At 41.0% G+C, this 24,585-nt stretch carries 21 protein-coding genes; 3 read left to right on the plus strand and 18 right to left on the minus strand.

Going from position 1 to position 24,585, the window contains the following annotated elements; translation table 11 throughout:
* Window positions 1–101: 101 nt before the first annotated feature.
* The 5 genes from HMPREF2926_RS08830 to HMPREF2926_RS08850 form a co-directional block, all read right to left on the minus strand.
* Complete coding sequence (locus tag HMPREF2926_RS08830; RefSeq protein WP_070587433.1) at window positions 102–1,028, minus strand: ATP-binding cassette domain-containing protein; 927 nt, start codon at window positions 1,026–1,028, stop codon at window positions 102–104.
* Between the two features lie 10 nt (window positions 1,029–1,038).
* Window positions 1,039–2,106, minus strand: a complete 1,068-nt coding sequence (locus tag HMPREF2926_RS08835) for an ABC transporter ATP-binding protein (protein ID WP_003004369.1) — start codon at window positions 2,104–2,106, stop codon at window positions 1,039–1,041.
* An 11-nt stretch (window positions 2,107–2,117) separates the two neighbouring features.
* The gene (oppC, locus tag HMPREF2926_RS08840; protein WP_049475082.1) at window positions 2,118–3,044 is read right to left on the minus strand and encodes an oligopeptide ABC transporter permease OppC; all 927 of its coding nucleotides are present in this window, start codon (window positions 3,042–3,044) and stop codon (window positions 2,118–2,120) included.
* Window positions 3,044–4,543 carry an ABC transporter permease gene (locus HMPREF2926_RS08845; RefSeq protein ID WP_049475083.1) on the minus strand — a complete coding sequence of 500 codons (1,500 nt, stop codon included), beginning with the start codon at window positions 4,541–4,543 and terminating at the stop codon, window positions 3,044–3,046. Before HMPREF2926_RS08845 ends, oppC begins: the two co-directional genes overlap by 1 nt.
* Window positions 4,544–4,616: 73 nt before the next feature.
* A complete protein-coding gene (locus HMPREF2926_RS08850; RefSeq protein WP_070465015.1) occupies window positions 4,617–6,602 on the minus strand; it encodes a peptide ABC transporter substrate-binding protein in 1,986 nt (661 codons plus the stop codon).
* Window positions 6,603–6,807: 205 nt separating this feature from the next.
* Here HMPREF2926_RS08850 and HMPREF2926_RS08855 point away from each other — a divergent pair, with 205 nt between their 5' ends.
* The gene (locus tag HMPREF2926_RS08855) at window positions 6,808–8,049 is read left to right on the plus strand and encodes a serine hydrolase (protein WP_049475085.1); all 1,242 of its coding nucleotides are present in this window, start codon (window positions 6,808–6,810) and stop codon (window positions 8,047–8,049) included.
* 58 nt (window positions 8,050–8,107) lie between these two features.
* Here the strand turns inward: HMPREF2926_RS08855 and sufB are convergent, their stop codons facing one another.
* The 9 genes from sufB to HMPREF2926_RS08900 form a co-directional block, all read right to left on the minus strand.
* Window positions 8,108–9,520: a Fe-S cluster assembly protein SufB gene (sufB, locus tag HMPREF2926_RS08860; RefSeq protein ID WP_003010279.1), complete on the minus strand. Its 1,413-nt coding sequence runs from the start codon at window positions 9,518–9,520 to the stop codon at window positions 8,108–8,110.
* Between the two features lie 32 nt (window positions 9,521–9,552).
* Window positions 9,553–9,987: a Fe-S cluster assembly sulfur transfer protein SufU gene (sufU, locus tag HMPREF2926_RS08865; protein ID WP_003010276.1), complete on the minus strand. Its 435-nt coding sequence runs from the start codon at window positions 9,985–9,987 to the stop codon at window positions 9,553–9,555.
* Entirely contained in the window at window positions 9,974–11,200 is a 1,227-nt protein-coding gene (locus HMPREF2926_RS08870; RefSeq protein ID WP_070587435.1) for a cysteine desulfurase, read from the minus strand. Before HMPREF2926_RS08870 ends, sufU begins: the two co-directional genes overlap by 14 nt.
* Window positions 11,201–11,209: 9 nt before the next feature.
* Window positions 11,210–12,472 carry a Fe-S cluster assembly protein SufD gene (gene sufD, locus HMPREF2926_RS08875; RefSeq protein WP_003004052.1) on the minus strand — a complete coding sequence of 421 codons (1,263 nt, stop codon included), beginning with the start codon at window positions 12,470–12,472 and terminating at the stop codon, window positions 11,210–11,212.
* A gap of 66 nt (window positions 12,473–12,538) precedes the next feature.
* Window positions 12,539–13,309 (minus strand): Fe-S cluster assembly ATPase SufC, encoded by a 771-nt coding sequence (sufC, locus tag HMPREF2926_RS08880; protein WP_003004238.1) that lies wholly within the window; start codon window positions 13,307–13,309, stop codon window positions 12,539–12,541.
* 131 nt (window positions 13,310–13,440) lie between these two features.
* Window positions 13,441–14,598, minus strand: a complete 1,158-nt coding sequence (locus HMPREF2926_RS08885; RefSeq protein ID WP_070587438.1) for a glycosyltransferase family 4 protein — start codon at window positions 14,596–14,598, stop codon at window positions 13,441–13,443.
* On the minus strand, window positions 14,595–15,332 hold the full coding sequence (gene mecA / locus HMPREF2926_RS08890; RefSeq protein ID WP_070587441.1) for an adaptor protein MecA: 738 nt from the start codon (window positions 15,330–15,332) through the stop codon (window positions 14,595–14,597). Before mecA ends, HMPREF2926_RS08885 begins: the two co-directional genes overlap by 4 nt.
* A gap of 134 nt (window positions 15,333–15,466) precedes the next feature.
* Window positions 15,467–16,303: an undecaprenyl-diphosphate phosphatase gene (locus tag HMPREF2926_RS08895; RefSeq protein WP_070587444.1), complete on the minus strand. Its 837-nt coding sequence runs from the start codon at window positions 16,301–16,303 to the stop codon at window positions 15,467–15,469.
* A 108-nt stretch (window positions 16,304–16,411) separates the two neighbouring features.
* Window positions 16,412–18,319, minus strand: a complete 1,908-nt coding sequence (locus tag HMPREF2926_RS08900) for a DUF2207 domain-containing protein (protein WP_070587446.1) — start codon at window positions 18,317–18,319, stop codon at window positions 16,412–16,414.
* A gap of 117 nt (window positions 18,320–18,436) precedes the next feature.
* Between HMPREF2926_RS08900 and HMPREF2926_RS08905 the strand changes: the two genes are divergently transcribed.
* Both HMPREF2926_RS08905 and HMPREF2926_RS08910 read left to right on the plus strand, forming a co-directional pair.
* Window positions 18,437–20,011: an ABC transporter substrate-binding protein/permease gene (locus HMPREF2926_RS08905; protein WP_070587449.1), complete on the plus strand. Its 1,575-nt coding sequence runs from the start codon at window positions 18,437–18,439 to the stop codon at window positions 20,009–20,011.
* Complete coding sequence (locus tag HMPREF2926_RS08910; RefSeq protein WP_003010256.1) at window positions 20,011–20,751, plus strand: amino acid ABC transporter ATP-binding protein; 741 nt, start codon at window positions 20,011–20,013, stop codon at window positions 20,749–20,751. Before HMPREF2926_RS08905 ends, HMPREF2926_RS08910 begins: the two co-directional genes overlap by 1 nt.
* Before the next feature lie 120 nt (window positions 20,752–20,871).
* Here HMPREF2926_RS08910 and HMPREF2926_RS08915 read toward each other — a convergent pair whose 3' ends face one another.
* The 4 genes from HMPREF2926_RS08915 to ilvC form a co-directional block, all read right to left on the minus strand.
* Window positions 20,872–21,087 carry a capsule biosynthesis transcriptional regulator gene (locus tag HMPREF2926_RS08915; protein WP_003004771.1) on the minus strand — a complete coding sequence of 72 codons (216 nt, stop codon included), beginning with the start codon at window positions 21,085–21,087 and terminating at the stop codon, window positions 20,872–20,874.
* A 108-nt stretch (window positions 21,088–21,195) separates the two neighbouring features.
* Window positions 21,196–22,089: an SPFH domain-containing protein gene (locus HMPREF2926_RS08920; RefSeq protein WP_031576451.1), complete on the minus strand. Its 894-nt coding sequence runs from the start codon at window positions 22,087–22,089 to the stop codon at window positions 21,196–21,198.
* A 110-nt stretch (window positions 22,090–22,199) separates the two neighbouring features.
* Window positions 22,200–23,450, minus strand: a complete 1,251-nt coding sequence (gene ilvA / locus HMPREF2926_RS08925) for a threonine ammonia-lyase IlvA (RefSeq protein ID WP_049488677.1) — start codon at window positions 23,448–23,450, stop codon at window positions 22,200–22,202.
* Window positions 23,451–23,526: 76 nt separating this feature from the next.
* On the minus strand, window positions 23,527–24,549 hold the full coding sequence (gene ilvC / locus HMPREF2926_RS08930) for a ketol-acid reductoisomerase (RefSeq protein WP_070587451.1): 1,023 nt from the start codon (window positions 24,547–24,549) through the stop codon (window positions 23,527–23,529).
* Window positions 24,550–24,585: the final 36 nt, after the last annotated feature.

The following is a 24,585-nucleotide window of genomic DNA, read 5'->3' on the forward strand; positions in this document are numbered from 1 at the left end:
TAGTATATCATGACCTCACCTTACTGTCAACACTTTTTTAAAAATTTTTTTATTTTTTTGAAAGTTTTTTTGAAAAAAATAAAATAGAGAGGGAATCCTCTCTATTTATATTCTTGTCTGTATTTGTTTTCTTCAGCTTTGTTAGCCCATACATAATGACCTGGTTTAATTTCAACCATTTGTGGTTTATCTTCAGAGTAATCATGTTGTTCTGGATCATAGATTTTTAGAACTTTTTTACGTTCTAGAATTGGATCTGGAATTGGGACTGCTGAAAGTAGGGATTGTGTGTATGGATGGATTGGGTGGTTAAATAGCTCTTCAGTTTCTGCCACTTCTACAATAACCCCTTTATAGATAACTGCAATACGGTCAGAAATGAAGCGTACAACTGACAAGTCATGGGCGATAAAGAGGTAGGTCAAGCCTAATTCTCTTTGGAATTTTTTCAAAAGGTTCAAAACTTGCGCACGTACTGAAACGTCAAGAGCTGAGATTGGTTCATCCGCAATGACAAATTCTGGTTCCATGACAAGTGCACGGGCAATACCGATCCGTTGACGTTGACCACCTGAGAATTCGTGAGGGTAACGTGTCAAATGTTCTGCAAGAAGTCCAACTTCATGCATAATATTTTTTACTTTTTCCTGACGTTCTTCTTCACTGTTAAACAAATGGTGGTTGATCAAACCTTCAGAGATAATATAATCAACTGTTGCACGTTCATTCAAACTTGCTGCTGGGTCTTGGAAGATCATTTGAATCTTACGGATCAACTCTGATTTTTCACTATGAGATTTTTTTCCGTTGATCTTGCGACCGTCATAAATAATTTCTCCAGCACTTGTATCATTCAAACCGATGATCGCACGTCCAATTGTTGTCTTCCCACTTCCTGATTCACCAACAAGAGAGAACGTTTCTCCCTTATTAATGAAAAAGTTGGCGTTTTTTACAGCAACGAATTTTTTACTTCCTTCACCGAAGGAAATTTCTAAATCTTTAATTTCAACTAATTTTTCAGTCATTTCCTTCCTCCTATTCTGTAATGTGAGTGAAGCCCATTTTTGAGCCAATCTTTTCGTGAAGGTTTTCGATTACTTCTGGTTTATGAACTGTTGGTGCATCTGGATGGAGCAACCATGTCTTCGCCCAGTGAGTATCGGTTACTTTGAAAGCAGGTGCCTCTTCTTCAAAATCAATCTGCATTGCATAGTCTGAACGAAGTGCGAAGGCATCTCCTTTGATTGGAGCATACAATGATGGCGGAGTCCCTGGAATAGAGTAAAGATCACCATCTGAGGTTGACAATTGAGGCAAGCTTGAAAGCAAGCTCCATGTGTATGGATGTTTTGGATCGTAGAAAATTTCTTCTACTTTACCAAACTCAACAATTTCTCCAGCATACATAACGGCTACTTTATCTGCAATACTTGCAACCACACCTAAGTCGTGGGTGATAAAGATAACTGTAAATTGGTATTCTTTTTGAAGGGATTTCAACAAATCAATGATTTGCGCTTGAATGGTTACGTCAAGGGCTGTTGTTGGTTCGTCACAGATTAAAATATCTGGACGGCAGGCCAAGGCGATGGCAATAACGATCCGTTGACGCATCCCACCTGAATATTGGAATGGATACTCATCAAAACGACGTTCAGCATCTGGAATTCCAACTTTCTCCATATAGTCCAAAGCCATTTCTTTGGCTTCTTTAGCTGTTTTCCCTTGGTGTTTGATAATGACTTCTGTAATTTGTGATCCAATTGTGTTGATTGGGTCCAAACTTGTCATTGGGTCTTGGAAAATTGTAGCGATCTTAGATCCACGAATATTTTCCCAATCTTTATTCGATTTCAAGTCTGTCAATTCTTGACCACGGTATTTAATCGAACCTTGGGCAATACGGCCGTTATCTTCTAACATTCCGGTGAACGTTTTTGTCAAAACTGATTTCCCTGAACCGGACTCACCAACCAAGGCAAGAACTTCACCTTCTACTAGCTCAAGCGATACGCCACGAATAGCTGTCAGTACGCGATCGCGCACGTCAAATTCCACTACGATATCTTGAGCAGATAAAATAATATTGTTATTTGATGTCATATCTACTCCTCCTATCTATGTGTACGTGGGTCGCTGGCATCGGCCAAGTTTTGTCCGACGATAAAGAATGACAAGGATACTAAAATCAAAACAGTAAGCGGAATCCAGAATAGGTAAGCATTTGTAGTTACGTTTTGAGAATAGTCAGAAATCAACCGTCCCAAACTTGGAACTGTGATTGGAAGACCAAGTCCGAAGAAGGAAAGGAAGGCTTCGTAAGAAATAAAGCTTGGAAGCAACTGTGATGTTTGTGTCACGATAACAGATACCAATTGAGGCAAAATGTTTTTCGTAACAATTTTCAACGTTGGTGTTCCTAATGTTCGGCTGGCAAGGTTGTACTCCAAATCACGGTAACGCATGATTTGGACACGAATGGTATAAGCAATTCCGATCCATCCGGTTAAGGACATGGCAAGAATCAAGTTCCAGAAACCAGATCCCATTGAGTAAGTCAAGACGATAACGATCAACATAAATGGAATGTTTGAAATAACGTTATAAACTTCCATCATGATACGGTCGATAGATTTTGAGATCCCCCAAATTCCACCTACGATGACTCCGACAACCACGTTAATAACAGTGGCGATGAAGGAAATGATAATTGAATTCCGAGCACCAAACCAAACTCCATCAAAGAGGGATTTACCGTTATTATCTGTACCAAATAGTGCTTTCCCACTTGGTGGATTCAAACGTGCTGAAAAGTCATTTACCTTACTTACGTCGTTGTAATCAAAATTTGAAAACATCGGGTAGACAAAACTCATCAAGAGAATCCCAATCAAAATAGCAAGCATAATGATCGTGGTTCTTTTTTTCAAGAATTGTCTGAATACAGATTTCCAGTATGAATACGCTGGAGCATCGATTACTTCAGAGGCAAAGTCATCGCGTTTTACAAACTGAAATTTATTTTTATCGATTGTAGCCATTATTTGCCTCCTTTCGTATTCGTTAATTTAATCCGTGGATCAAGCACTGTCATCAAGATATCACCTAACATGGCAGCAAAGATACCAAGTGATGTGAAGATGAAGACAAGTCCGATGACCATGGTGTTGTTTGATGCTTTAATAGAGTCAATCAACATTTTACCCATACCTGGGAAAGCGAAGACTGTTTCAGTAAGTGTTGCACCTGAGATAACTCCAATGATAGAACCTGGAATACCAGATACCAATGGAACCATCGCATTTTTGAAGATGTGTTTTCTTGAGATCTCACGTTCTGACAATCCTTTTGAACGAGCAAAACGGACGAAATCTTGCGAGTGGATATCGATCATGTAACGACGAATCCAAACTGCGATAAATGGCGCACTCAACAAACCAAGAATCAGAGATGGCAATACATATGAACGCCAATCCTGTGCTCCAAGTACTGGGAATGAGTCTGGAAGTCCAACAAATGAACCTGCTAGACGCACAATGTAAACAAGGGCAATAGTTGGAAGAGACATCATAAATGTCAAGGTTGCTGTTGAGATGCTATCAAACCATGAGTTCTTGAACAGAGCCATGTAAGACCCTAATGGGATCGCAATCAAGTAAGCAATCGCAATACCAATCAAACCAATGATTGAAGAAGATGCAATCATGGATGGATTCTCATAGTTGCTCAACGTTGCTGTATAAGCGTCCCCTTTACCAAATCGACTGATGTCTTGTGAGTCTGCCTTACTTGGTGATTTGTAGGTACGTGAGTAGATATCGATGGAAGATGTCTTTTTACCTGTTGGGAAGTTCACTTCACTCTTCTTAGTCGTTCCTTGTCCTTGGGTAATAACTTGAAGAACAGGGGTATTTGAATAAGTTGGATATGAATTTCCAAGGTTTAAGGTTACAAAGTTTTGGTGTACATATGGGAATTGACCATTAAAGTACAAGAGGTATTTGTGTTTCGTACCAGAACCTACTACTGACCAACCAATAGATGGATCATTTTCAATACGGATATAGCGTTTGAGGTTTGGATTTGAGGCATCTTTCACCCAACCTGGATGATCAAACTGAATCAAATTCGCATAGAAGCTGATGACACGTTCAAAAACCGGAATTTCACGCACCGCATAGAAAGACTTACTTTCCGGGAAACGTTTCAACTGCCAACCATGACCTAATTTTTCAATATATTTTTTGTAGATCTTTTCATTGGCATTTGTCGCATCAACCGTTACGGAAGAATCTTCTTTACTTGCTTTTTGTTGCAAGCTCTTTGAATCCATGTATTCCAAATAACCCATGCGATCGTAGACAGTATTTTCGTAGTTGATCTTCGAATCTTTTGTCTTCGCTACTTTATTGTAGTTGGGGTCATTTTTAAAGATGAGATTTCTCGGTGTTAGCGTATAGATAATCATGTAGGTTAATGTCGTGACGAGAAAGATCGACACTAACGAACGCAAAATACGCATAAAAACATATTTTTTCATATTTCATTCCTTTAATGTCCAAAAGAACTTTCTCCCCTAGAAGAGAAAGTTCTAATGAAAATCAATAATTTAATTATTTAACGTGTTTTTCAAGATCTTGTTGAGCTTTTTTGTTTGACTCAGCTTTTTCTTTTTGCCATTTCTTAAGGGCTTCATCGTATTGTTTCTTAGTAACCGGCTCATCTTGAACTTCAACGTATTTCAAGTATGTTGAACCTTTGTTACCTGTTTGTGATGATGGTTCAGAGAATGGAACTACCTTAGAAACAACTGTTGCAGCACCTGTACTTGACATCGTTGGAATAACAATCGCACTATCTGTCAACCAAGCTTGAGCTGCTGCGTATTTTTCATAACGTTTCACAACATCTTGTGTTTCGTTGTTTGCATCGTCAAGAAGTTTTGCAAACTCATCCAAACCTACAGCTTTTGCTGATGGGTTATCTACACCACCTGCAAAACCAAGGTAAACTTTTGTTTGGTCCTCAGAAGCTGGTTGAAGAGTATCAAGGTAAGTTGATGGATCATCATAGTCTGGGTTCCATCCTACCATTCCTTGAAGATCCCAGTCTGCGTCTGCAGCTGATGGCACATTCAAAGTAATATTCAACACTTCGTCTGAGTCCATCATTTGAAGATCAAGAACGACATTGTCTTTACCAAGAGTATCTTCCACAGTTTGTTTCAGAGATTGCATCCGTGAAACAAAGTTTGTAGAATTTTGTGCTACCGGTACATCAATATGAATTGGGAATTGAACACCATCTTTTTGAAGTTCAGCTTTGGCTTTTTCAAGTTGTGCTTTCGCTTTATCTTTGTTGTAAAGACCATCTTGACCATCTGCAAGGTTGATACCCTTCCATTGGTCTCCATAAGTAGTCAACTTATCTGCAACTACATTTCCGAAGTCTTTTCCATCTACTTGTACGAATGCAGGTGCAACATATGTATTACGGATAGCTGGTTTAGCAAATTCTTTACCATTGACTTGTGCTGAGTAGCTTTCACGGTTCAAGGCAAAAGTGACGGCCTGACGGAAATCTTTGTTCAAAATTGCTTTCTTAGTAGAAGATTTTTCAGCATCGGATTTCTTAGCAGTGTGTTTGTAAGATTGACGATCAAGGTTAAAGCCAAGAACTGCTACACCTGATCCTGCTGGTGTAGTAAAGATATCGTCTTTATATTTTTTCTCTACAGTTGCAAAGTTTGAACTTGCAGGGAAAAGGCGAGCTTTTGTATAAGCACCATCAGAGAATCCACGTGCCAATGAATCTTGGTCTGATCCATCGTAATAAGTATATTTTACTTCTTTCAGGTGAACGTTTTTCTTATCCCAGTAGTTGTCATTCTTTTCAAATACAACAGATGATTTTGAAGTGATTGATTTAAGAAGGAAAGGTCCGTTTGCAAGGATTGACTTCACATCGTTTGGTTGACCAAAATCATCTCCCTTACTCTTCAAGAACTCTGTGCTTATTGGGAACAAAATTCCGTTAGTCGTTTTAGAGTTCCAGAAAGTTTCAGGTTTGTTCAATGTGTATTGAAGTGTGTAATCATCAACCGCTTTGACACCAACTTGGCTGAAGTCTGTAGTTTTTCCTTGTACATAATCATCCAAGCCTTTGATTGAGCCTTGAACTAGTGGAAGTTCTTCTGATTTTTTATCAGCAGCGTGTTTCAAACCAGTCACGAAGTCTTTGGCAGTCACTTCGCCGTGTTCCTCACCATCCGCATCATACCATTTGACACCTTTACGAATCTTGTAGGTATAAGTCAAACCGTCTTTAGAAACAGACCAGTCTTCCGCAAGTGAAGGTACAAGGTTACCGTATTTATCATTTTCTAACAAACCGTCTACCACATTTGTAGTGATGTCATGGGTAGCAGCTTTAGAAGAAATTGTATAGTCCAAAGTTGTTGGATCTGAAGTGTAGACATAACCATAGTTTTTGTCTTCGCCTGAGCTTGCTTTGCTAGTATTTGAACTAGAACATGCAGCTAACAATCCAGCTGCAAGGAGTGTTACTCCGGCAACTGCGAATACTTTACCTTTTTTCATAGGAATTCTCCAATAGTTTTTTTAGATTTGTTTAAGATTATATCACAAGTAGAAAAAAAAGTAAACTAAATTTTCTGAATATTTGCTTCAACACCATCCAAAAACCTTGCTATGATTGACTTTTTAGCCTAATTGATGATTTTACGATTTTCCATTAATCATTTGTATGATACAATAGAGTGGACTAAGCAACGAGGAAACAACTGTGAAAAAATTCTTTCTTTCTTTTTTAACCTTCATCCTGCTGTTATGCAGTTTACCTTATCATGTCGTTCTAGCAGACGATCTAGATCTTCCTGCTCAAAGTGCTATTGCTGTTGAAGCTGATACAGGTAAAATCTTATATGAAAAGGATTCAGAGAAAAAGCGAGATGTGGGGGGACTATCTACACTCTTGACCACTTATCTGATTTTCGAAGCCATTCATGAAAAAAAACTTTCTCTAAAAGATCCTATCAAACTGTCTGAGAAAGCTCTAGCCTTAAATGATATCGAAGGTGCTGGTACTCTTCCTATGGAAGCGAACCAATATACAGTTGAACAGTTATTGACTGCTCTTTTAGTTGGAAATTCTAGCACTGCTGCCTTGGCCTTAGCTGAGAAAGTGGGTGGCTCTGAGAAAAGCTTCGTTGAAAAAATGAAGCAAAAACTTGCTGAATGGGGCATTCAATCTCCTCATTTAATCAATGCTACCGGATTAAATACTCAAACCATCAGTGGAGATCCTGGAGGGAAAGAAGACGAAAATCAATTGAGTGCTTATGATATTGCTGTTATTGCCAAGCACTTACTCCAGGATTTTCCTGAAGTGACCAAATATACTTCAAAGCCCACTGCTCTTTTTTCAAACACGCAGATTGAAAACCCCAATCTGATGCTAGAAGGCATGCCGAATTACCGTTCGGGAGTCGACGGCCTTCGGGTCAGCAACTCTACAAAAGGTGGCATCACCTTTGCTGCATCGACGACGCAAAATGGCATCCATATGATCACGGTTGTCCTAGGAGTTGAGGCAGTTGACGGTGATCCCTATGCACGCTTTGTGGCTACTTCTTCTCTGATGAACTACGTGGTACGGACCTTTGTTTCTTCCATTGTCGTTAAAGAAGGAGATCCCTACGGAAAAAGTAAGGCAACTGTCATGGATGGGAAATCCGAGACTGTTTTAGCTGTTGCAAAAAAAGACTTCTATATCGTTGAAAAACAAGGTAGTCAAGCAGAACCAAAAATTCAATTCAAGAGTGACCAAGAATCATTCCGAGCACCTGTCAAATCAGGCACAAATCTTGGAAAATTACACTACACTGATCCAGATAAAATCGGACGTGGCTACTTAGAAGATCAAGAGCCAACGGTCGATATGGTATCGGGAAGAACCATTGAGAAAAGCTTTTTCTTAAAGGTTTGGTGGAATGAATTTGTTCGTTATGTCAACGAAAAGCTATAAGCAAAAAAATCACAATGGAGTCAAATCCATTGTGATTTTATTTTGCTATTAAAACGAATTATCCTACAGATCCTTCCATTTCGTAGCTAATGAGTCGGTTTAACTCAACGGCGTATTCCATTGGAAGTTCTTTTGTAAAGGGCTCTACAAATCCCATGACAATCATTTCTGTCGCTTCTGATTCAGACAAACCACGACTCATCAAATAATACAGTTGTTCTTCTGAGATTTTTGAAACCTTGGCTTCGTGCTCCAAAGCAACTTGTGAGTTGTGGATTTCATTAAATGGAATCGTATCTGATGCAGATAAATCATCCATGATAATGGTGTCACACTCGATGTGAGAAACTGATTTCTTGGAATTTTTGTTAAAGGTAACTTGTCCACGGTAGTCTACCTTTCCGCCACCTTTCGCGATGGATTTAGATACGATAGACGAGCTAGTGTGAGGTGCATTGTGGATCATCTTGGCACCTGTATCTTGGTGTTGACCTGCATTCGCAAAGGCAATGGACAACATGGTCCCGCGCGCTCCTTCTCCATCTAGATAAACAGATGGGTACTTCATGGTTGTCTTCGCACCTAGGTTTCCATCGATCCACTCAACTGTAGCATCTTTTTGGGCTTTGGCCCGCTTGGTGACCAAGTTATAGACATTGTCAGACCAGTTTTGGATAGTCGTGTAGCGCATATAAGCACCATCCAAGGCAAAGATCTCAACAATCGCTGCATGGAGGCTATTGCTTGAGTAGGTCGGCGCTGTACAGCCTTCTACATAGTGGACACTTGCTCCCTCATCCACAATAATCAAAGTGCGCTCAAACTGACCTGTATTTTCATTGTTGATACGGAAGTAAGTTTGAAGTGGGACGTCTACTTTTACACCTTTTGGTACATAAATGAAGGTTCCACCAGACCAGACTGCTGAGTTAAGGGCAGCCAATTTGTTGTCCGTTGGTGGTACTAACTTCGCAAAATACTGTTTGAAAAGGTCTGGATATTCTTTTAGGGCAGAATCCGTATCGGTAAAGATAATCCCCAACTTTTCAAACTCTTCTTTCATATTGTGGTAAACCACTTCTGATTCATACTGAGCAGAAGCCCCCGCTAAGTAAGCACGTTCCGCTTCAGGAATCCCGATACGCTCAAAGGTTTCCTTGATTTTCTCTGGGACTTCGTCCCATGAACGGGCAGGTTTATCCGAAGGTTTTTGATAATAGATCAAATCATCAAAGTCAATTTCTGATAGATCGGCTCCCCAGGTTTGCATGGGCATCTTTTTGAAGGTTTCAAAAGATTTCAAACGGAATTCGAGCATCCATTCTGGTTCATTTTTTGCTGCAGACAATTCACGAATAACCGCTTCATTCAATCCCTTCCCGGTAGAGAGAATGGGTTGAACGTCATCGTGAAATCCAAATTTATATTCACCGAGATCAATTGGTTTCGGTTCGACTCTTTCTTCAGCCATAATTTCCTTTCTTTCTCTGTTTCTTCTTTTAATTATTTGCTACGTTCGATCGCTTTTTTGAGAGCATTCCAGGAGAGGGTCGCACATTTAATCCGTTGTGGGAATTTTGAGACTCCAGATAAGAAGGCTGCGTCTCCCAATTCCTCTTGGCGAGGATCTGACTGGCCTTGGACCATTTCTGAAAAGACCTGTGCCAATTCTTCGACTTCCTCTTTTGTTTTTCCCATTACAGCATCTGTCATCATACTAGCTGAAGCTGTTGAGATCGTACAACCTGAATTAACAAAGGCGATATCTTCCACCCTGTCATTCTCATCAAATTTCACACTTAACTGGATCACATCTCCACAAGTTGGATTGTTGAGTTGGATCTGATCAACATCTTCAATCTGCCCTTGATGATGGGGGTGTTTTGAATGATCGGCTACGACCGCCATGTACAGCGAATCTAATTTAGAAAGTGCCATTGAAAAACTCCTTTGCTTTGATCAATGCCTCAATTAATTTATCACAGTCCGCTTTGGTGTTGTAGATATAAAAACTTGCTCTCGTTGTCGCTGGAACTTGTAGGTATTGAAGGAGCGGTTGTGCACAGTGGTGACCTGCACGAACAGCAATCCCTTCATAATCTAATGCTGTTGCTAAGTCATGCGGATGGAGATCTCCTAGATTGAAGGAAATGACGCCAGAACGTTGGGCTAAGTCTTGGGAACCATAGATGGTCAAGCCTTCGATAGCCTGTAATTTTGGAAACACATAGGCAATCAATTCTTGCTCATGCGCTTCTACCTGGTCCATTCCCAACTCCTCTAAATAATCGATTGCTGCACCAAGTCCAATTGCACCCGCCATATTAGGTGTTCCAGCTTCAAATTTCCAAGGCAATTCCTTCCAAGAGGCAGATTGTTCATAAACAAAGTCAATCATCTCGCCCCCAAACTCGATCGGAGACATTTGCTCTAAGATTTCTTCCTTCCCATAGAGGACACCAATCCCTGTTGGTGCAGCCATCTTATGGCCAGAAAAAGCAAAGAAATCCGCATCTAAGCCTTGTACATCAATGGCCATATGAGGGGTTGATTGAGCCCCATCTACGACCATGATCGCTCCAACTTCATGAGCTAATCGAGCAATTTCCTTGATCGGATTGACCACCCCTAAGACATTCGAAGCATGGGTGATGGAGACAAATTTTGTCTTCTCACTAAGCTTGCTCTTTAAGTCCTGCATATCCAGCAAGCCATCTTTTAGATAGACATAGACCAGTTTTGCTCCTGTCTTCTTGCAGGCTTGTTGCCAAGGAATGATGTTGGAGTGATGTTCCATGATGGAAATCAGGACTTCATCCCCTTCCTTTAGGACTTCTTCTGCATAGCGGGCTACCCAGTTGAGTCCAGTCGTTGTCCCTCTTGTAAAGAGCACCTCCTTGGTTGATGAAGCATTGATAAATTTTCTGACTTTCTCACGCGCTGCCTCATAGGCTGCTGTCGCTCGTTCAGCCAAAGTATGGACTCCACGATGAACATTGGCGTTATCTTGCAAATAATAGTGATTAACGGCTTCAAGAACACGGTTAGGTTTTTGCGTCGTCGCTGCATTATCTAGATAAACCAAAGGCTCATCGTGAACTAGTTGATCGAGAATGGGAAAGTCTTGAGCAATCGTATTTTTATCTAGCATTGTTTCTCCTTAGCGTTGAGATAACTTTTCTTCAATGGTGGCAATCATTTCATCACGTACTTCTTTAACTGGGATTTCAACAATCACAGATCCCAAGAAACCACGCACCACTAAGCGTTCTGCTGTGTGTTGATCCAGACCACGACTCATGAGGTAATACATATCTTCTGGGTCCACTTGACCGATCGATGCAGCATGGCCAGCTGTGACATCATTTTCATCAATCAAGAGGATTGGGTTGGCATCTGAACGAGCTTGATCCGATAACATTAAGACACGGCTTTCTTGCTGAGCATCTGCTCCTTTAGCCCCCTTGATAATATGACCAATTCCGTTGAAGGTCAAGGTTCCTTTTTCAAGAATAACCCCGTGTTGCAAGATATTTCCGATCGAGTTGCAACCAAAGTTGGTCACGCGGGTGTCAATTCCTTGAACCTGACGACCGCTTGATAAAGCAACGACTTTCAAATCTGCATGACTTCCGTTTCCAACCAAGTCACTGTCAAAGTCTGCAACCACGTTACCTTCGTTCATAACACCGATAGCCCAATCAATGCTGGCATCCTGACCTAGTTTCCCACGTCGACTGATGTAAGCTGTGACATTTTCACCCAGACGGTCAATCGCCGCAAATTTCACTTGGGCACCTGAGCGGGCGATCACCTCAACCGTCACATTCGCAGTTGCTGTTGCTGAGCCTTCACCTTTTGATTCTAGGCGTTCCAAATAGCTAAACTTGCTGTTTTTGCCTGCGATAATCAAAATGTGCTTATTAAAAGGTACATCACTGTCGCTATCCTGGTAGAAAATACCTTCGATGGGTTCTGAAATTTCGACGTTATCTGGAACATATAGCACAGCCCCACTATTAAAATAAGCCGTGTGGTATGCTGCTAGTTTATCATCGTCGTATTTAACCGAAGACATAAAGTAGTCTTCCACTACCTGAGGAATTTCTTCTAGGGCAGTATGGAAATCTGTAAAAAGAACTCCTTGGTCTGCCAAGGCTTGTGGCACCTGTTCAAATACAGTTTGAGTTCCAACTTGAACCAATTTTAAGTTTGAATCGAGGGCTGTAAAATCGGGAACATTGGCAGAAGCCTCGCTTTCTGTGATCGTCCCATCTCCAAGATTCCAGCGGTGGAATTTGACACGCTCAATGGCTGGCAATTCCAACTGATCGATCTTGTCAAAAGCTTTTTTTCGTAAATCTTGCAGCCAGCTTGGCTCAGCATGCAGTTCCGAAAAGAGGGTAATATTTTCAATACTCATTTTTTTCTCCTAATAAAGATACTATCTGTTTGATTTTATGACAACATTAGATCACTTGTCATCAGGTTATAGTTCTTCTTTATAGTCGTAACCGAGTTCTTCTGCGAGTTGGGCATATCCTTCACGTTCCAAGCGTGCAGCCAATTCTGGTCCACCTGAAAGCACGACACGACCTTCCATCATCACATGAACAACGTCAGGAGTAATATAGTTCAACAAACGTTGGTAGTGGGTAATGATCATCGCTCCAAAACCTTCACCCCGCATTGCATTAACCCCTTTAGATACGACCTTAAGTGCATCGATATCCAAACCAGAGTCAATTTCGTCCAAAAGGGCAAATGTTGGCTCCAACATCAACAATTGAAGGATTTCATTGCGTTTTTTCTCACCACCAGAGAAGCCTTCGTTCAAATAGCGTTCTGCCATTTCTTCTTTCATGTTGAGCAGTTCCATCTTTTCATCCAATTTTTTGATGAAATCACGAATAGAGATCTTCTCGTCCTCTTCTTTACCAGCATTCATGGCTGCACGTAAAAATTCTGCATTGGTAATTCCTGGGATTTCTGAAGGGTACTGCATAGCAAGGAACAAGCCCATCCGTGCACGTTCGTCTACTTCCAATTCCAAGATGTTGACACCATCAAAGAGAATCTCCCCTTTGGTTACTTCATAATTCGGATTTCCCATAATGGCAGCTGACAGAGTAGATTTCCCTGTTCCGTTTGGTCCCATGATGGCTGCGATCTCACCAGTTTTTAGGGTCAGGTTTACACCTTTTAAAATTTCTTTGCCTTCAATTTCAACGTGAAGGTCTTTAATTTCTAATGTCGACATTGCATTCCCTTTCTTTTTGCCCTGAAGTTTTAAAGCCTCAAAAAGAGGACTTCTTCATCACAAAGTATTTTTTACCTTTCAAGTATATCAAAAAAAAGCCTAATTGGCTTTTCTTTTGATTAGAACTATTCTTATTTAGTTCGTTTTTTCCGTTTCTGTCGCACTTCTTCACGGTAAGAAAAATTTCCAATGTAACGTAGGACATTTAATAAGGGACTGTGGCTTGGCCCCAGAACCCCGATCAATTCTGCTAACAACTCCACTCCAAACAAAAGTCCTATCACGAGCAAAATGCCCCCAATTCGACTTGAAATATTGAGCAGTAGAGAAATCAAGGAAAAGATCATCGAGATCCCATAGATCACAAGTACTGTCCCTCGGTGCGTCAAGCCTAAAGAAAGCAGACGGTGATGTAGGTGATTGCGATCCGGTTTGTAAAATTTTTGACCAGACAAAGTCCGACGGATAATGGCTAAAAAGGTATCTGTAATCGGAACTCCGAGGATAATCATTGGCGTGACTACCGCAACAGCTGTCGCATTTTTCAATCCTTGCAAAGACAAGACAGAAATCATAAATCCGATAAACAGAGCACCGGTGTCTCCCAGATAAAGAATGGCTGGATGGTAGTTAAAGGGGAAAAATCCAGCGATTGCTGCAACTAAAACAAAAATGGTCATGGTCAAGAAGAGATTTGGAACTGGCAGAAAGAAATAGGAAACAATCCCCATTGTCACTAGAGAAATAATGGATACACCACTCACCAAACCATCTAATCCATCAATCAAATTGACCGCATTGGTAATAGAAATGATCCAAATCACTGTTAAAAGATATGATAACCACGGATCAAAATGAAGCAAAGGACCACCAAAGGGAATCTTGAAATCATTCAGCCTGAAATCGGTCAAAAACCAGACTATACTCGCTGCAAGAAGAATGCCAATCATCTTCTTTTTGGCTGACAATTCTTTCACATCATCGATCAAGCCTGTAAGAGCAATGATCCATCCTGCACCTACAACCGGCAAGGTATAAGAGAGATAACTTTTGATTGGTGCAGCATTAGATGTCAGCATAGGAATGAATACTAAGGTTGCGATCGAAAAGGCGATTACAATAGATAATCCACCAGCACTTGGCATGGGCTTGGTATTGATTCGTCGAGCATTAGGGTAATCAACTGCACCGATTTTAAATGATAATAAACGAACCAAAGGCGTCAACACAAGCGCAATCAAAAAGGTCCCGATCAATATCAGAATAAATTGCAGAGAAAAGGACATCATAAACTAGCAACTTTCTTTAAATTCTCTATCGCACCTGATACCATCAATAAATACCCATGCTCCTGTAAAACTGCCCGTGTCACTTCTGAATCATCCGCATACTCTCGAATAGTTGCGAGTAACCAAGTAGGATATTGGATAGGCTGATTCTCTGTATCAATTAGCACTGTCAAATAATATTCCGACCCCATCTTGTACAATTCAGAGGTATCTACTGGGTAAGTCACCGTTTTTGAAAAGGCAACTGCTTGTTGGATATTTGAAAAACGCAAAATGTAATAAATATACTGAGTCACTGGGGATTCAGGTGTCGGATCTTGTTCTCGATTGTCCCGCAACTCTTCTTGTTCCAAATGGTGAATGGCTTCTGCATCCCCTTTTGTCTTATCAGAGATCGTTTTTTCCAAGGTTTTGATAAATTCATCTGGCGTCATGCGCGACAACTCTTCCATATCAGGAAGATCTGACAAATCTTCAAAATCCAATTGTTGGTCAATTTTGGATTTGGTAACAAAAACATCCAATTTATCTGGTTTTGGCGTCACACGAAAACTCAGCATCCCGCTATCCAGGAAGCTTTCTGGCATTTCGAGTTCATCCAAAATGGCGTAGAAAAATTCTTCTGTTTTTTCTTGTGGGACAAGAAAATCAGCAATTTCCATCCCACGTTCTTCTAAGTCTTCTAGTTGAATCGTGATCTTAATTGTTGAATCACTAATTTGCTTCATCTTCATAGCATAACCTCATACTTCTAGTCTTACTATTATACTAAAAAATTGGATAGAATTCAAAAAAAGGATGCATAGAAAAGAGGTCGGGACAAAAGTCTCCAACCTCGAAAATAATTTGATCGAGTTCAAGCCTTCTCTTAGAAAATAACACGGAAGAGTCCGTACAATAACAAGACGGAACCAAGAACGATCCGGTATTTCCCAAAGACGGTGAAATCATGATTTTTCACATAATCTGTCAAGAAGCGGATGGCGTACATGCTGACCACAAAGGCCACTCCCATCGCTACCAGTAGAATAAAGAGTTGCCCCAGTGCTAGTGAATGCCCTCCAAGAGCGAATTTTCCAACCTTTAAGAGGCTAGCCCCAAACATAGCTGGGATCCCCAAATAAAAGGTAAATTCTGTCACTACTGGACGGCTAACACCATTGATCAAGCCACCTACAATCGTAGCACCTGAACGGCTTGTTCCTGGAAATAGCGATAAAACTTGGAAGAGTCCGATATAAAGAGCTGTTCGATAAGGTAGCTTATGCAATTCCGTTACTGCTGGCTCAACTTGTTCCCGTCTTTCCAGATAGATAAAGGCAATCCCGTAGGTGATCAACATAATCGCAACGGAAATCGAATTGTGGAAATGCGCCTCAAACCAATCATCTAATTTAAAAACAAAGACAAGTGGGAGGGTTGCAACCGCAACTTTTGCCCATAATTGCCAAGTTCGACGTACTTCTAGTGGAGATTTACCAGGTTTGAAGGGATATAATTTATCGAAATAAATCACCACAACCGCTAGGATTGCACCCAATTGGATCACGACATTGAACATCTCCATAAAGGCCGGATCTTGATTTTTAAACTGCACAAAATCCTGTAACAGAATCAAGTGACCTGTACTTGAGATCGGTAACCATTCTGTAATCCCCTCGACAATCCCAAAAAGAACCGCCTTGATTAATTCGATCAGAAACATCTTTTTCTCCTAAACTTACATTTGCTCTATTATATCATAAATCTATGGACTGGACCAGGCCTTCTAAACTAGAAGGGAAAGAGCGACCAATACCATTCTCAGCGCTGCTTAGAAGGCACCAAAGCCTCCTCCGCCTCCACCACCGGAGAAACCTCCTCCACTACCAGAGGAAACTGTGAAATGACTAGCTGTCGATGCTGTCGATCCATAAGTAGACATGGCATGACTTGAGTGGGTCACATCATGATAGAACGGAGTATAAACGAAGGCGTTTAAGGCTTGATTTTCTAAATGAATATTCCGAAGCTTCATGACCTTTGTGACCTGATCAGCTACACCATACAAGGCCGCATAGACCAATAAGCGATTCCATAGGACCAGAGACTGCAACTCTGCATCGTTGAGGTGGGCAATCCCTTTCATCATCCGACCAAAACTATCCCAGTAATAGCGTTGCTCAGCACCCGCAAGATTGACAACCCCATCTCGTAGGCAGGCTTTAAAGACACCATTGAAGCGCACTGGCATAAACCAAAGTATGAGGATCCCTATCAAACAAGGAACAGAGAACCACCCCATCCCAAAGATAGCAAAGATTTCTGCTCCAAGAGCGATAAACCAAGCAGCCCAACCAAAGAAGAGACTTCGTCTAGCTTGCGCTTCTTCTTTTGCTTCTAAAGGGCGATAGTAGCTTGGCAAATGGAGATCTTCCACCTTGCGATGAACATCTCGGGCCACTTGGTTGACAGCCGTATCAAAGCGGCCCTGAGCCCAACTTCCTAGTGAACGAATGGCATCTTGATCTGCTTTTTTGGCATGTTTGTATACATCATCACTAAATTTATAATTCTCAAAGAGACGGTTAACAGGACAGGAAACTTGATCCCCAAAAGCCATATTCATAAAGGAGCGTTCAAAATCATCCACATGTCCATGAGACTTTCTCGTCAAAACGACTTCATTTCCTTGTTGCTCGTAGACAATCACTCCACGGTCCATCAGATCCAGCAAAGTAGCTTGAAGCATTTTTTCAAATGTAAACACCGGCGGAGTCGCCTTCTCTTTATTAGTCGGGGAGGCCTCGTCTAATTCAGCTGAATAAACAACCGAGCTCATGACAAGAGGTGCAATATCCTGTGGAATTTCATAAAGACGAGTATCGGTCGGATAGGTCACACCAGGCCAAATCATTTTTTTGAACCGATTGCGACCCAAGAGAGAAAGAAGCCAGAGTGCAATAATGAAGGCTGGCAAGATCCAGTTCCAAAACATGCGTGTCCAGTATTTTTCCTGTTCAATTTTAGCTTGGTTCTTGTGAAATTCATCCAATTTGGTCAATCCTGTATTTCGACCAGAATCATACAAAGTAGTTAGGTCTGACTTCAACCAGTAACCATACAACTCCACAGCCTTTCCTTTGCCTAGGTTATAGAAGGTGGCAGAATAGATTCCATCTTCTTTCTTTACAGTCACATCCGGTCCCATAAAGGCTGTATGGATATACAGTTCCGATTGGGCATTAGCTGGTGCAAACTTAGGGATGACACGAAACTGAACTTCATCCACCTTCTGATCACCATCTGTGATCGGTTTCCAGTTCAACTCCAAGATATCCTTGTGTGAATAGAGGAGATTTTTTAATTTCCATGTAACTTTAATTTTGACAGTATCTGTCGCTACACCACTGTTATAAATTTTCACTCGGTAGCCATCACCTAGATTCGTAATCTCGGGTTCTCTTTGAAGATCACGACCTTCCACCTCAACCTTTGGCGGTATCTCAATTGCAAAGCCTTGTGGCATGTTGCCCGCAGTTCCTAGGCTAACATACTGCCCTCTATAAGAATCTTTGAAATAATAAACCAGTTCTTCCTCATAGGTGGCGTCGTCCCAGGTGTCCAAGGTCAAGGTTCCACCATAGTAAAGTACATCATAAGATGGACTAGATGCATGGACATTCTGACTGACAAAAAGGCAGGCCAGAAAGGCGAAAAAAACATACAAATACTTTTTCATTTGATCACGCTCCTTTGTATTATTATAGCATTTTTTAAATAAAAAGAGGACCATGTTTGAAATGCAGCCTTTTTTACTGTACAATAGGAGAAGTTAAAATAAGGAAGAGGAGAAAACATGAAAAAAACAATCATTGGGGTCTTTGTCGGAATAGTAACTTTTCTGTTAATTTTTCTGGCGATCACTCACCCTGTAAAAGAAGAGGGTTATCTGCGCATTGGTATGGAGGCTGCCTATGCACCTTTTAACTGGACTCAAAAAGACGATTCAAATGGGGCTGTTAAGATTGATGGTACGAATCAATATGCCAATGGATATGATGTTCAAATCGCCAAAAAGGTAGCAGAGAAACTTGGAAAAAAACCACTAATTGTCAAAACATCTTGGAATGGATTAATCCCAGCTTTATCATCTGGAAAAATTGATATGATCATTGCAGGGATGAGTCCTACCGCAGAACGAAAAAAAGAAATAGCTTTCTCTAACAGCTACTATACCAGCGAGCCAGTTATGCTCGTTCGCAAAGATGGAAAATATGCAAATGCTACTACCTTAGATGACTTTAAAGATGCAAAGGTCACCTCTCAACAAGGTGTCTACCTATATAATCTTATTTCACAACTAAAAGGTTCTAAAAAAGTAACTGCTATGGGCGACTTTGCCCAAATGCGCCAAGCTTTAGAATCTGGTGTCATCGATGCCTATGTTTCAGAACGTCCCGAAGCATTGACAGCTGAATCTGCCAATTCAAATTTTAAAATGATTCAATTCAAAAATGGTTTTAAAGTTGGCGAAGAAGATGCCGCGATCGCTATCGGTATGAAAAAAGGTGATAGCCGGATTGACAAAGTCAATGCTGCTTTAGCAAACATTCCCACTAAAGAACAGGTCAAACTAATGGACGACATGGTGACAAAACAACCTGTTTCAACAGATACTACTGAGAGTAAAGAATCGTTCTTTGACCAAGTTGTAAACATCTTAAAAGAAAGTAGTCCACAGTTCTTACGTGGAACCGGAATGACCCTCTTGATTTCTATGACTGGGACAATTGCTGGTTTGATTATTGGGTTATTGATTGGAGTTTACCGGACGGCTCCAAAAGCAAAAAATAAAGTCCTTGCTGGATTCCAAACTGCCTTTGGTTGGTTCTTGAACGTCTATATTGAAATCTTCCGTGGGACACCTATGATTGTACAATCTATGGTTATTTACTACGGAACAGCTCAAGCCTTTGGTATTTCAATCGACCGGACTCTCGCTGCCATCGTCATCGTATCTATCAACACAGGTGCCTACATGAGTGAAATTGTTCGTGGTGGGATCTACGCTGTGGATAAGGGGCAATTTGAAGCAGCTACGGCACTGGGAATGACCCATGGACAAACCATGCGCAAGGTCGTCCTTCCACAGGTTGTTCGCAATATCTTGCCAGCAACAGGGAATGAATTTGTTATTAACATCAAGGATACATCTGTTTTGAATGTTATCTCTGTAGTTGAACTGTACTTCACAGGAAATACGGTTGCAACACAGAACTTCAAATACTTCCCAACCTTTACGATCATCGCTGTGATTTACTTCGTTCTCACCTTTACTATCACACGAATCCTTCGCTACATCGAACGTCGCTTAGATTCTGATACTTATACTACAGGTGCCAATCAAATGCAAGTCAATGAGGTGAAATAATGGCAGAAAAAATTCTTGAAATCCAACATTTAAAAAAATCTTATGGTCAAAATGAGGTTTTGAAAGATATTTCCCTTACGGTTGAAAAAGGAGAGGTGATCTCCATCATCGGGAGCTCTGGTAGCGGAAAATCAACCTTCCTTCGCTCCATCAATCTTCTGGAGACTCCTACAGCTGGAGAGATTCTCTATCGTGGGCAAAATGTTCTTGATCCTGAGTATGATCTTACCCACTACCGTGAGAAATTGGGGATGGTTTTCCAAAGTTTTAATCTCTTCGAAAATTTAAACGTCTTGGAAAATACCATCGTTGCACAAACGACCGTCCTCAAGCGTGATCGTGAAACTGCAGAGAAAGTTGCCAAAGAAAACCTTGAAAAAGTCGGTATGGGATCTCAATATTGGGCTGCCCGTCCGAAACAACTTTCAGGTGGTCAAAAGCAACGGGTCGCCATCGCACGTGCCCTCTCAATGGATCCTGATGCCATTCTCTTCGATGAACCAACTTCTGCCCTAGACCCAGAAATGGTTGGGGAAGTCTTGAAAATCATGCAGGACCTTGCAAAAGAAGGACTCACCATGATTGTCGTCACCCACGAAATGGAATTTGCCCGCGATGTCTCTAGCCGGGTCATCTTCATGGACAAGGGTGTCATCGCTGAGCAAGGAGATCCAAAAGAAATCTTTAGCAATCCAAAAGAAGAACGGACCAAGGAATTCCTTCAACGCTTCTTACATTAATTTCTTGAAACAGTTTGCTTACCAGTATGGACGCAAGCTGTTTTTTTGTACCGCTTCTGCTTTTGAGGCATCGAAAAAAACCAGAGAGCAAACTCTCTGGTTTTCAATTGGAACAACAAATTAATCTTCGAATTTTTGATGATTTTTGTCATAAAAATCAATCAATCCAAGTGCAGTTTCAAACGAGATATTCTTCACTTTTGCACGTCCTTGAGCCAAGGCAATGATAGACATTTCACGGGCATTTGTTTCTTTGCTGATACGATACCCAGTAATTTTCTTATCACGTACCCATCCAACAACTGATTCTACTTTTTCAAAGTTCGATTTAGCCATGATCTTTCTCCTATATTATTATTTCCAATACTAATATAAATTTTTTTGCACATTTTGTCAACTAAAATCGCTGAAAATACGAACCTTTTTTAAAAAATGATAAAAAGTTTACTTTGCTTTCAAGGCAGATAATATTTGTGTACGAATGTTTTCGACACCATCTGGGTTTGCTGGTAGGAAAATCGTATTATTCCCTTCTTTATCCGCAAAATTATTTAAGGTATCTAAGTACTGGTTGGTTAAGAGAATAGACATGATTTGCTCTTCGGTCAAGTCTACATTCGCACCTTTTAACTCTTTAATAGAGTCTGCCAATCCATCGACAATGGCCTTCCGTTGCTCGGCAATACCAACCCCGTGCAAACGGTCTTTTTCCGCCTCTGCTTCGGCAGCGGTAACGATCTTAATCTTGTCTGCTTCTGCCAATTCCTGAGCTGCCACGCGTTTTCTTTGCGCTGCATTGATCTCGTTCATGGATTGTTTCACTTCGGCATCTGGCTCAACTTTGGTGATCAAGGTTTTAACAATAATATATCCATAAGTTGACATTTCTTCTGCTACTTGTTTTTGAACTTCAAGAGCGATTTCATCTTTTTTCTCAAATAATTCATCCAAGGTCAACTTAGGCACAGAAGAACGCAAAGCATCTTCAATGTATGATTTAATCTGTGATTCTGGACGCATGAGTTTGTAGTAGGCATCCTTTACGTTGCTTTCGTTCACTCGGTATTGCGTCGCCACATTCATGGTAACGAATACGTTATCCTGAGTTTTTGTTTCAACCACGATCTCACTCTGCAAGACGCGCAATTGAACTCGTGCTGCAATTTTATCGATGCCAAAAGGCGCTCTCATATGAATGCCACTATCGCTAATTTTTTGATAACGTCCGAAACGCTCGATGATGGCAACTGATTGTTGCTTGACCACATATAGTGAGCTAATCACAATGAATCCTGCAACCATTAGCAAGAATAAAATAAAGATAAAAAATCCAGACATAAAAAGTTCCTCCTTTTAATTTACGCATATCATATCACAAGTCTTCATAAAAAAGCAATATATTCCATAAAAATATATTGCTTAAATAATCGATTATTTCTGCATGATACTCAGACCAGCATATTATAGAGTGTTTCATTTCCGTTCAAGTTAATGAAAGACGGATCAAAACGCTCGATACGGTTGACCAAGCCTGCATAGTCATGTTTATTGGCCAAAGTAACCCCAATCAAGACAGGGCCAGTCCCCTTACTAGCACGCTTGATGTATTCAAAACGTGTGATATCATCATTTGGTCCTAAGATATCATTTACAAATTCGCGAAGAGCTCCTGGACGTTGTGGGAAGTTGACGATAAAGTAGTGTTTTACTCCATCGTAGATCAAAGCCCGTTCTTCCATCTCAGGCATACGGTTGATGTCATTATTCCCACCTGAGATAATACAACAAATGGTTTTCCCCTTGATGTATTCGCGCAAGATTTCAAGGGAGGCCACACTAGCTGCTCCTGCTGGTTCAGCTACGATCCCTTGTTTGGAATAAAGATCAATCAAGGTCTCTGAAATCAAGCCTTCATCGACTCCAACCAAAGTTTCCACATGCTGGCGGGTCACTTCATAAGTCAATTGTCCCACTTTTTGCACAGCAATCCCGTCTGCAAACTTATCGATTTCTGGTAATTTGACGGGACCACCTGCTTCAAAAGCAGCCTTCATGGAGCGGGCTCCTTCAGCCTCTACCCCAATGACCTCAATCCGAGGCTCCGTTTCTTTGATATAGGTAGAAACACCTGAAATGAGGCCTCCTCCACCAACAGGAACAAGGACAGCATCAAAGGCAATCGATTCTTTTCGAGCTTCCTCAAGAATTTCATAGGCCACTGTTCCTTGGCCAGCCTGTACGTGTGGATCATCAAACGGGTCAATAAAGGTTCGTTTTTCTGCAAGAGTAAATTCTTGAGCTGCCTTAGCTGACGCGTCAAAGGTATCCCCCACCAACTTAATAGTTACGTAATCCCCACCAAAGAATCGGACTTGGCCGATCTTTTGTTGCGGTGTTGTGATCGGCATGAAGATGGTTGCTGGAATCTTCATTTCATTACAAGTATAAGCAACCCCTTGCGCATGGTTTCCCGCAGAAGCACACACTACCCCACGCTCACGCTCTTCTTTCGAGAGTTGAGAAATTGCAAAATACGCTCCACGAATCTTAAACGAACGAACACGTTGGGCGTTTTCTTTTTTCAAATAAATCTTTGCCCCATATTTTTCAGATAAATAGTGGTCGTATTCAAGGGGCGTATTGACAACGACTCCACTTAATATTTTATGGGCCTTGGCCACATCTTTTGCTGTTATCATTTCATACCTCTGTTGCTGTGTATTGATCAAAAAAGCAAGCTAGGGTGTCCCAACTTGCTTAGTCTTCTACAGACAATTAGTTGTAGATTTTGAAGGCGTCATCGTCGTTTTGACCAACGAATGGCATTGCTTTACGCAATTCAGCACCAACTTTTTCAATTTCAAGTTCTTCAGCTTGTTTGCGGAAGGCTTTCAAACGTGGGAAACCAGCATCGTGGTCTTCAACGAATTCACGTGCAAATTTACCTGATTGGATATCAGCAAGGGCAGCTTTCATGTTTTCTTTTACTTCTGGACCGATAACACGAGGACCAGTTACAAAATCACCAAATTCTGCAGTATTTGAACATGATTGACGCATTTTCTTGAAGCCACCTTCGTAGATCAAGTCAACGATCAATTTCATTTCATGAAGGACTTCGAAGTAAGCCAATTCAGGTGCATAACCAGCTTCTGTCAAAACTTCAAATCCAGCTTCGATCAAGCTTGTCAAACCACCCATAAGAACAGCTTGTTCACCAAACAAATCTTCTTCTGTTTCTTCTTTGAAGGTTGTTGAAAGGAGACCAACACGTGCTGAACCAACACCTTTTGCCCAGTCCATTGCGATGTCTTTCGCGTTACCAGTAGCATCTTGGTAGACAGCGTAAAGTGCTGGTACACCAAATCCTTCAGTGTAAGTACGACGTACCAAGTGACCTGGTCCTTTTGGTGCAACCATGAAGACATCTACGTCTTCAGGAGCTTTGATGTAACCAAAGTGGATATTGAAACCATGGGCAAAACCAAGAGCTTTACCAGCGCTCAAGTTTGGAGCGATTTCATCTTTGTAGATATCTTTTTGGATTTCGTCTGGTGCCAAGATCATGATGACATCAGCCAATTTAGTTGCTTCTGCAACTGGGTAAGCTTCAAATCCATCTTCTTTTGCTTTATCGAATGATTTACCAGGACGCACACCGATGATGACATCGTGACCTGAATCACGCAAGTTTTGTGCGTGAGCATGACCTTGTGAACCATAACCGATTACGGCGATTTTTTTACCATCAAGTGCTGGTACTTTAACGTCTTTTTCGTATTCCATTTGAACTGCCATAAGTAAAATCTCTTTTCTATTTTATTATTTGCCTTT

Origin of the sequence: Streptococcus sp. HMSC078D09 (assembly GCF_001813675.1) — a bacterium.
In the GTDB taxonomy this organism is placed as follows: domain Bacteria; phylum Bacillota; class Bacilli; order Lactobacillales; family Streptococcaceae; genus Streptococcus.

What these genes read in the sequence shown, in the direction of transcription:
- ilvC (WP_070587451.1), bottom strand. Translation starts at nt 24,549, where the DNA reads ATGGCAGTTCAAATGGAATACGAAAAAGACGTTAAAGTACCAGCACTT.
- HMPREF2926_RS08835 (WP_003004369.1), bottom strand. Translation starts at nt 2,106, where the DNA reads ATGACATCAAATAACAATATTATTTTATCTGCTCAAGATATCGTAGTG.
- HMPREF2926_RS08870 (WP_070587435.1), bottom strand. Translation starts at nt 11,200, where the DNA reads ATGCTAGATAAAAATACGATTGCTCAAGACTTTCCCATTCTCGATCAA.
- HMPREF2926_RS08915 (WP_003004771.1), bottom strand. Translation starts at nt 21,087, where the DNA reads ATGGCTAAATCGAACTTTGAAAAAGTAGAATCAGTTGTTGGATGGGTA.
- HMPREF2926_RS08910 (WP_003010256.1), top strand. Translation starts at nt 20,011, where the DNA reads ATGGCAGAAAAAATTCTTGAAATCCAACATTTAAAAAAATCTTATGGT.
- HMPREF2926_RS08885 (WP_070587438.1), bottom strand. Translation starts at nt 14,598, where the DNA reads ATGATGTCCTTTTCTCTGCAATTTATTCTGATATTGATCGGGACCTTT.
- HMPREF2926_RS08830 (WP_070587433.1), bottom strand. Translation starts at nt 1,028, where the DNA reads ATGACTGAAAAATTAGTTGAAATTAAAGATTTAGAAATTTCCTTCGGT.
- sufU (WP_003010276.1), bottom strand. Translation starts at nt 9,987, where the DNA reads ATGGCACTTTCTAAATTAGATTCGCTGTACATGGCGGTCGTAGCCGAT.
- HMPREF2926_RS08845 (WP_049475083.1), bottom strand. Translation starts at nt 4,543, where the DNA reads ATGAAAAAATATGTTTTTATGCGTATTTTGCGTTCGTTAGTGTCGATC.
- sufB (WP_003010279.1), bottom strand. Translation starts at nt 9,520, where the DNA reads ATGGCTGAAGAAAGAGTCGAACCGAAACCAATTGATCTCGGTGAATAT.
- HMPREF2926_RS08895 (WP_070587444.1), bottom strand. Translation starts at nt 16,303, where the DNA reads ATGTTTCTGATCGAATTAATCAAGGCGGTTCTTTTTGGGATTGTCGAG.
- ilvA (WP_049488677.1), bottom strand. Translation starts at nt 23,450, where the DNA reads ATGATAACAGCAAAAGATGTGGCCAAGGCCCATAAAATATTAAGTGGA.
- HMPREF2926_RS08905 (WP_070587449.1), top strand. Translation starts at nt 18,437, where the DNA reads ATGAAAAAAACAATCATTGGGGTCTTTGTCGGAATAGTAACTTTTCTG.
- HMPREF2926_RS08920 (WP_031576451.1), bottom strand. Translation starts at nt 22,089, where the DNA reads ATGTCTGGATTTTTTATCTTTATTTTATTCTTGCTAATGGTTGCAGGA.
- mecA (WP_070587441.1), bottom strand. Translation starts at nt 15,332, where the DNA reads ATGAAGATGAAGCAAATTAGTGATTCAACAATTAAGATCACGATTCAA.
- oppC (WP_049475082.1), bottom strand. Translation starts at nt 3,044, where the DNA reads ATGGCTACAATCGATAAAAATAAATTTCAGTTTGTAAAACGCGATGAC.
- sufD (WP_003004052.1), bottom strand. Translation starts at nt 12,472, where the DNA reads ATGAGTATTGAAAATATTACCCTCTTTTCGGAACTGCATGCTGAGCCA.
- sufC (WP_003004238.1), bottom strand. Translation starts at nt 13,309, where the DNA reads ATGTCGACATTAGAAATTAAAGACCTTCACGTTGAAATTGAAGGCAAA.
- HMPREF2926_RS08850 (WP_070465015.1), bottom strand. Translation starts at nt 6,602, where the DNA reads ATGAAAAAAGGTAAAGTATTCGCAGTTGCCGGAGTAACACTCCTTGCA.
- HMPREF2926_RS08900 (WP_070587446.1), bottom strand. Translation starts at nt 18,319, where the DNA reads ATGAAAAAGTATTTGTATGTTTTTTTCGCCTTTCTGGCCTGCCTTTTT.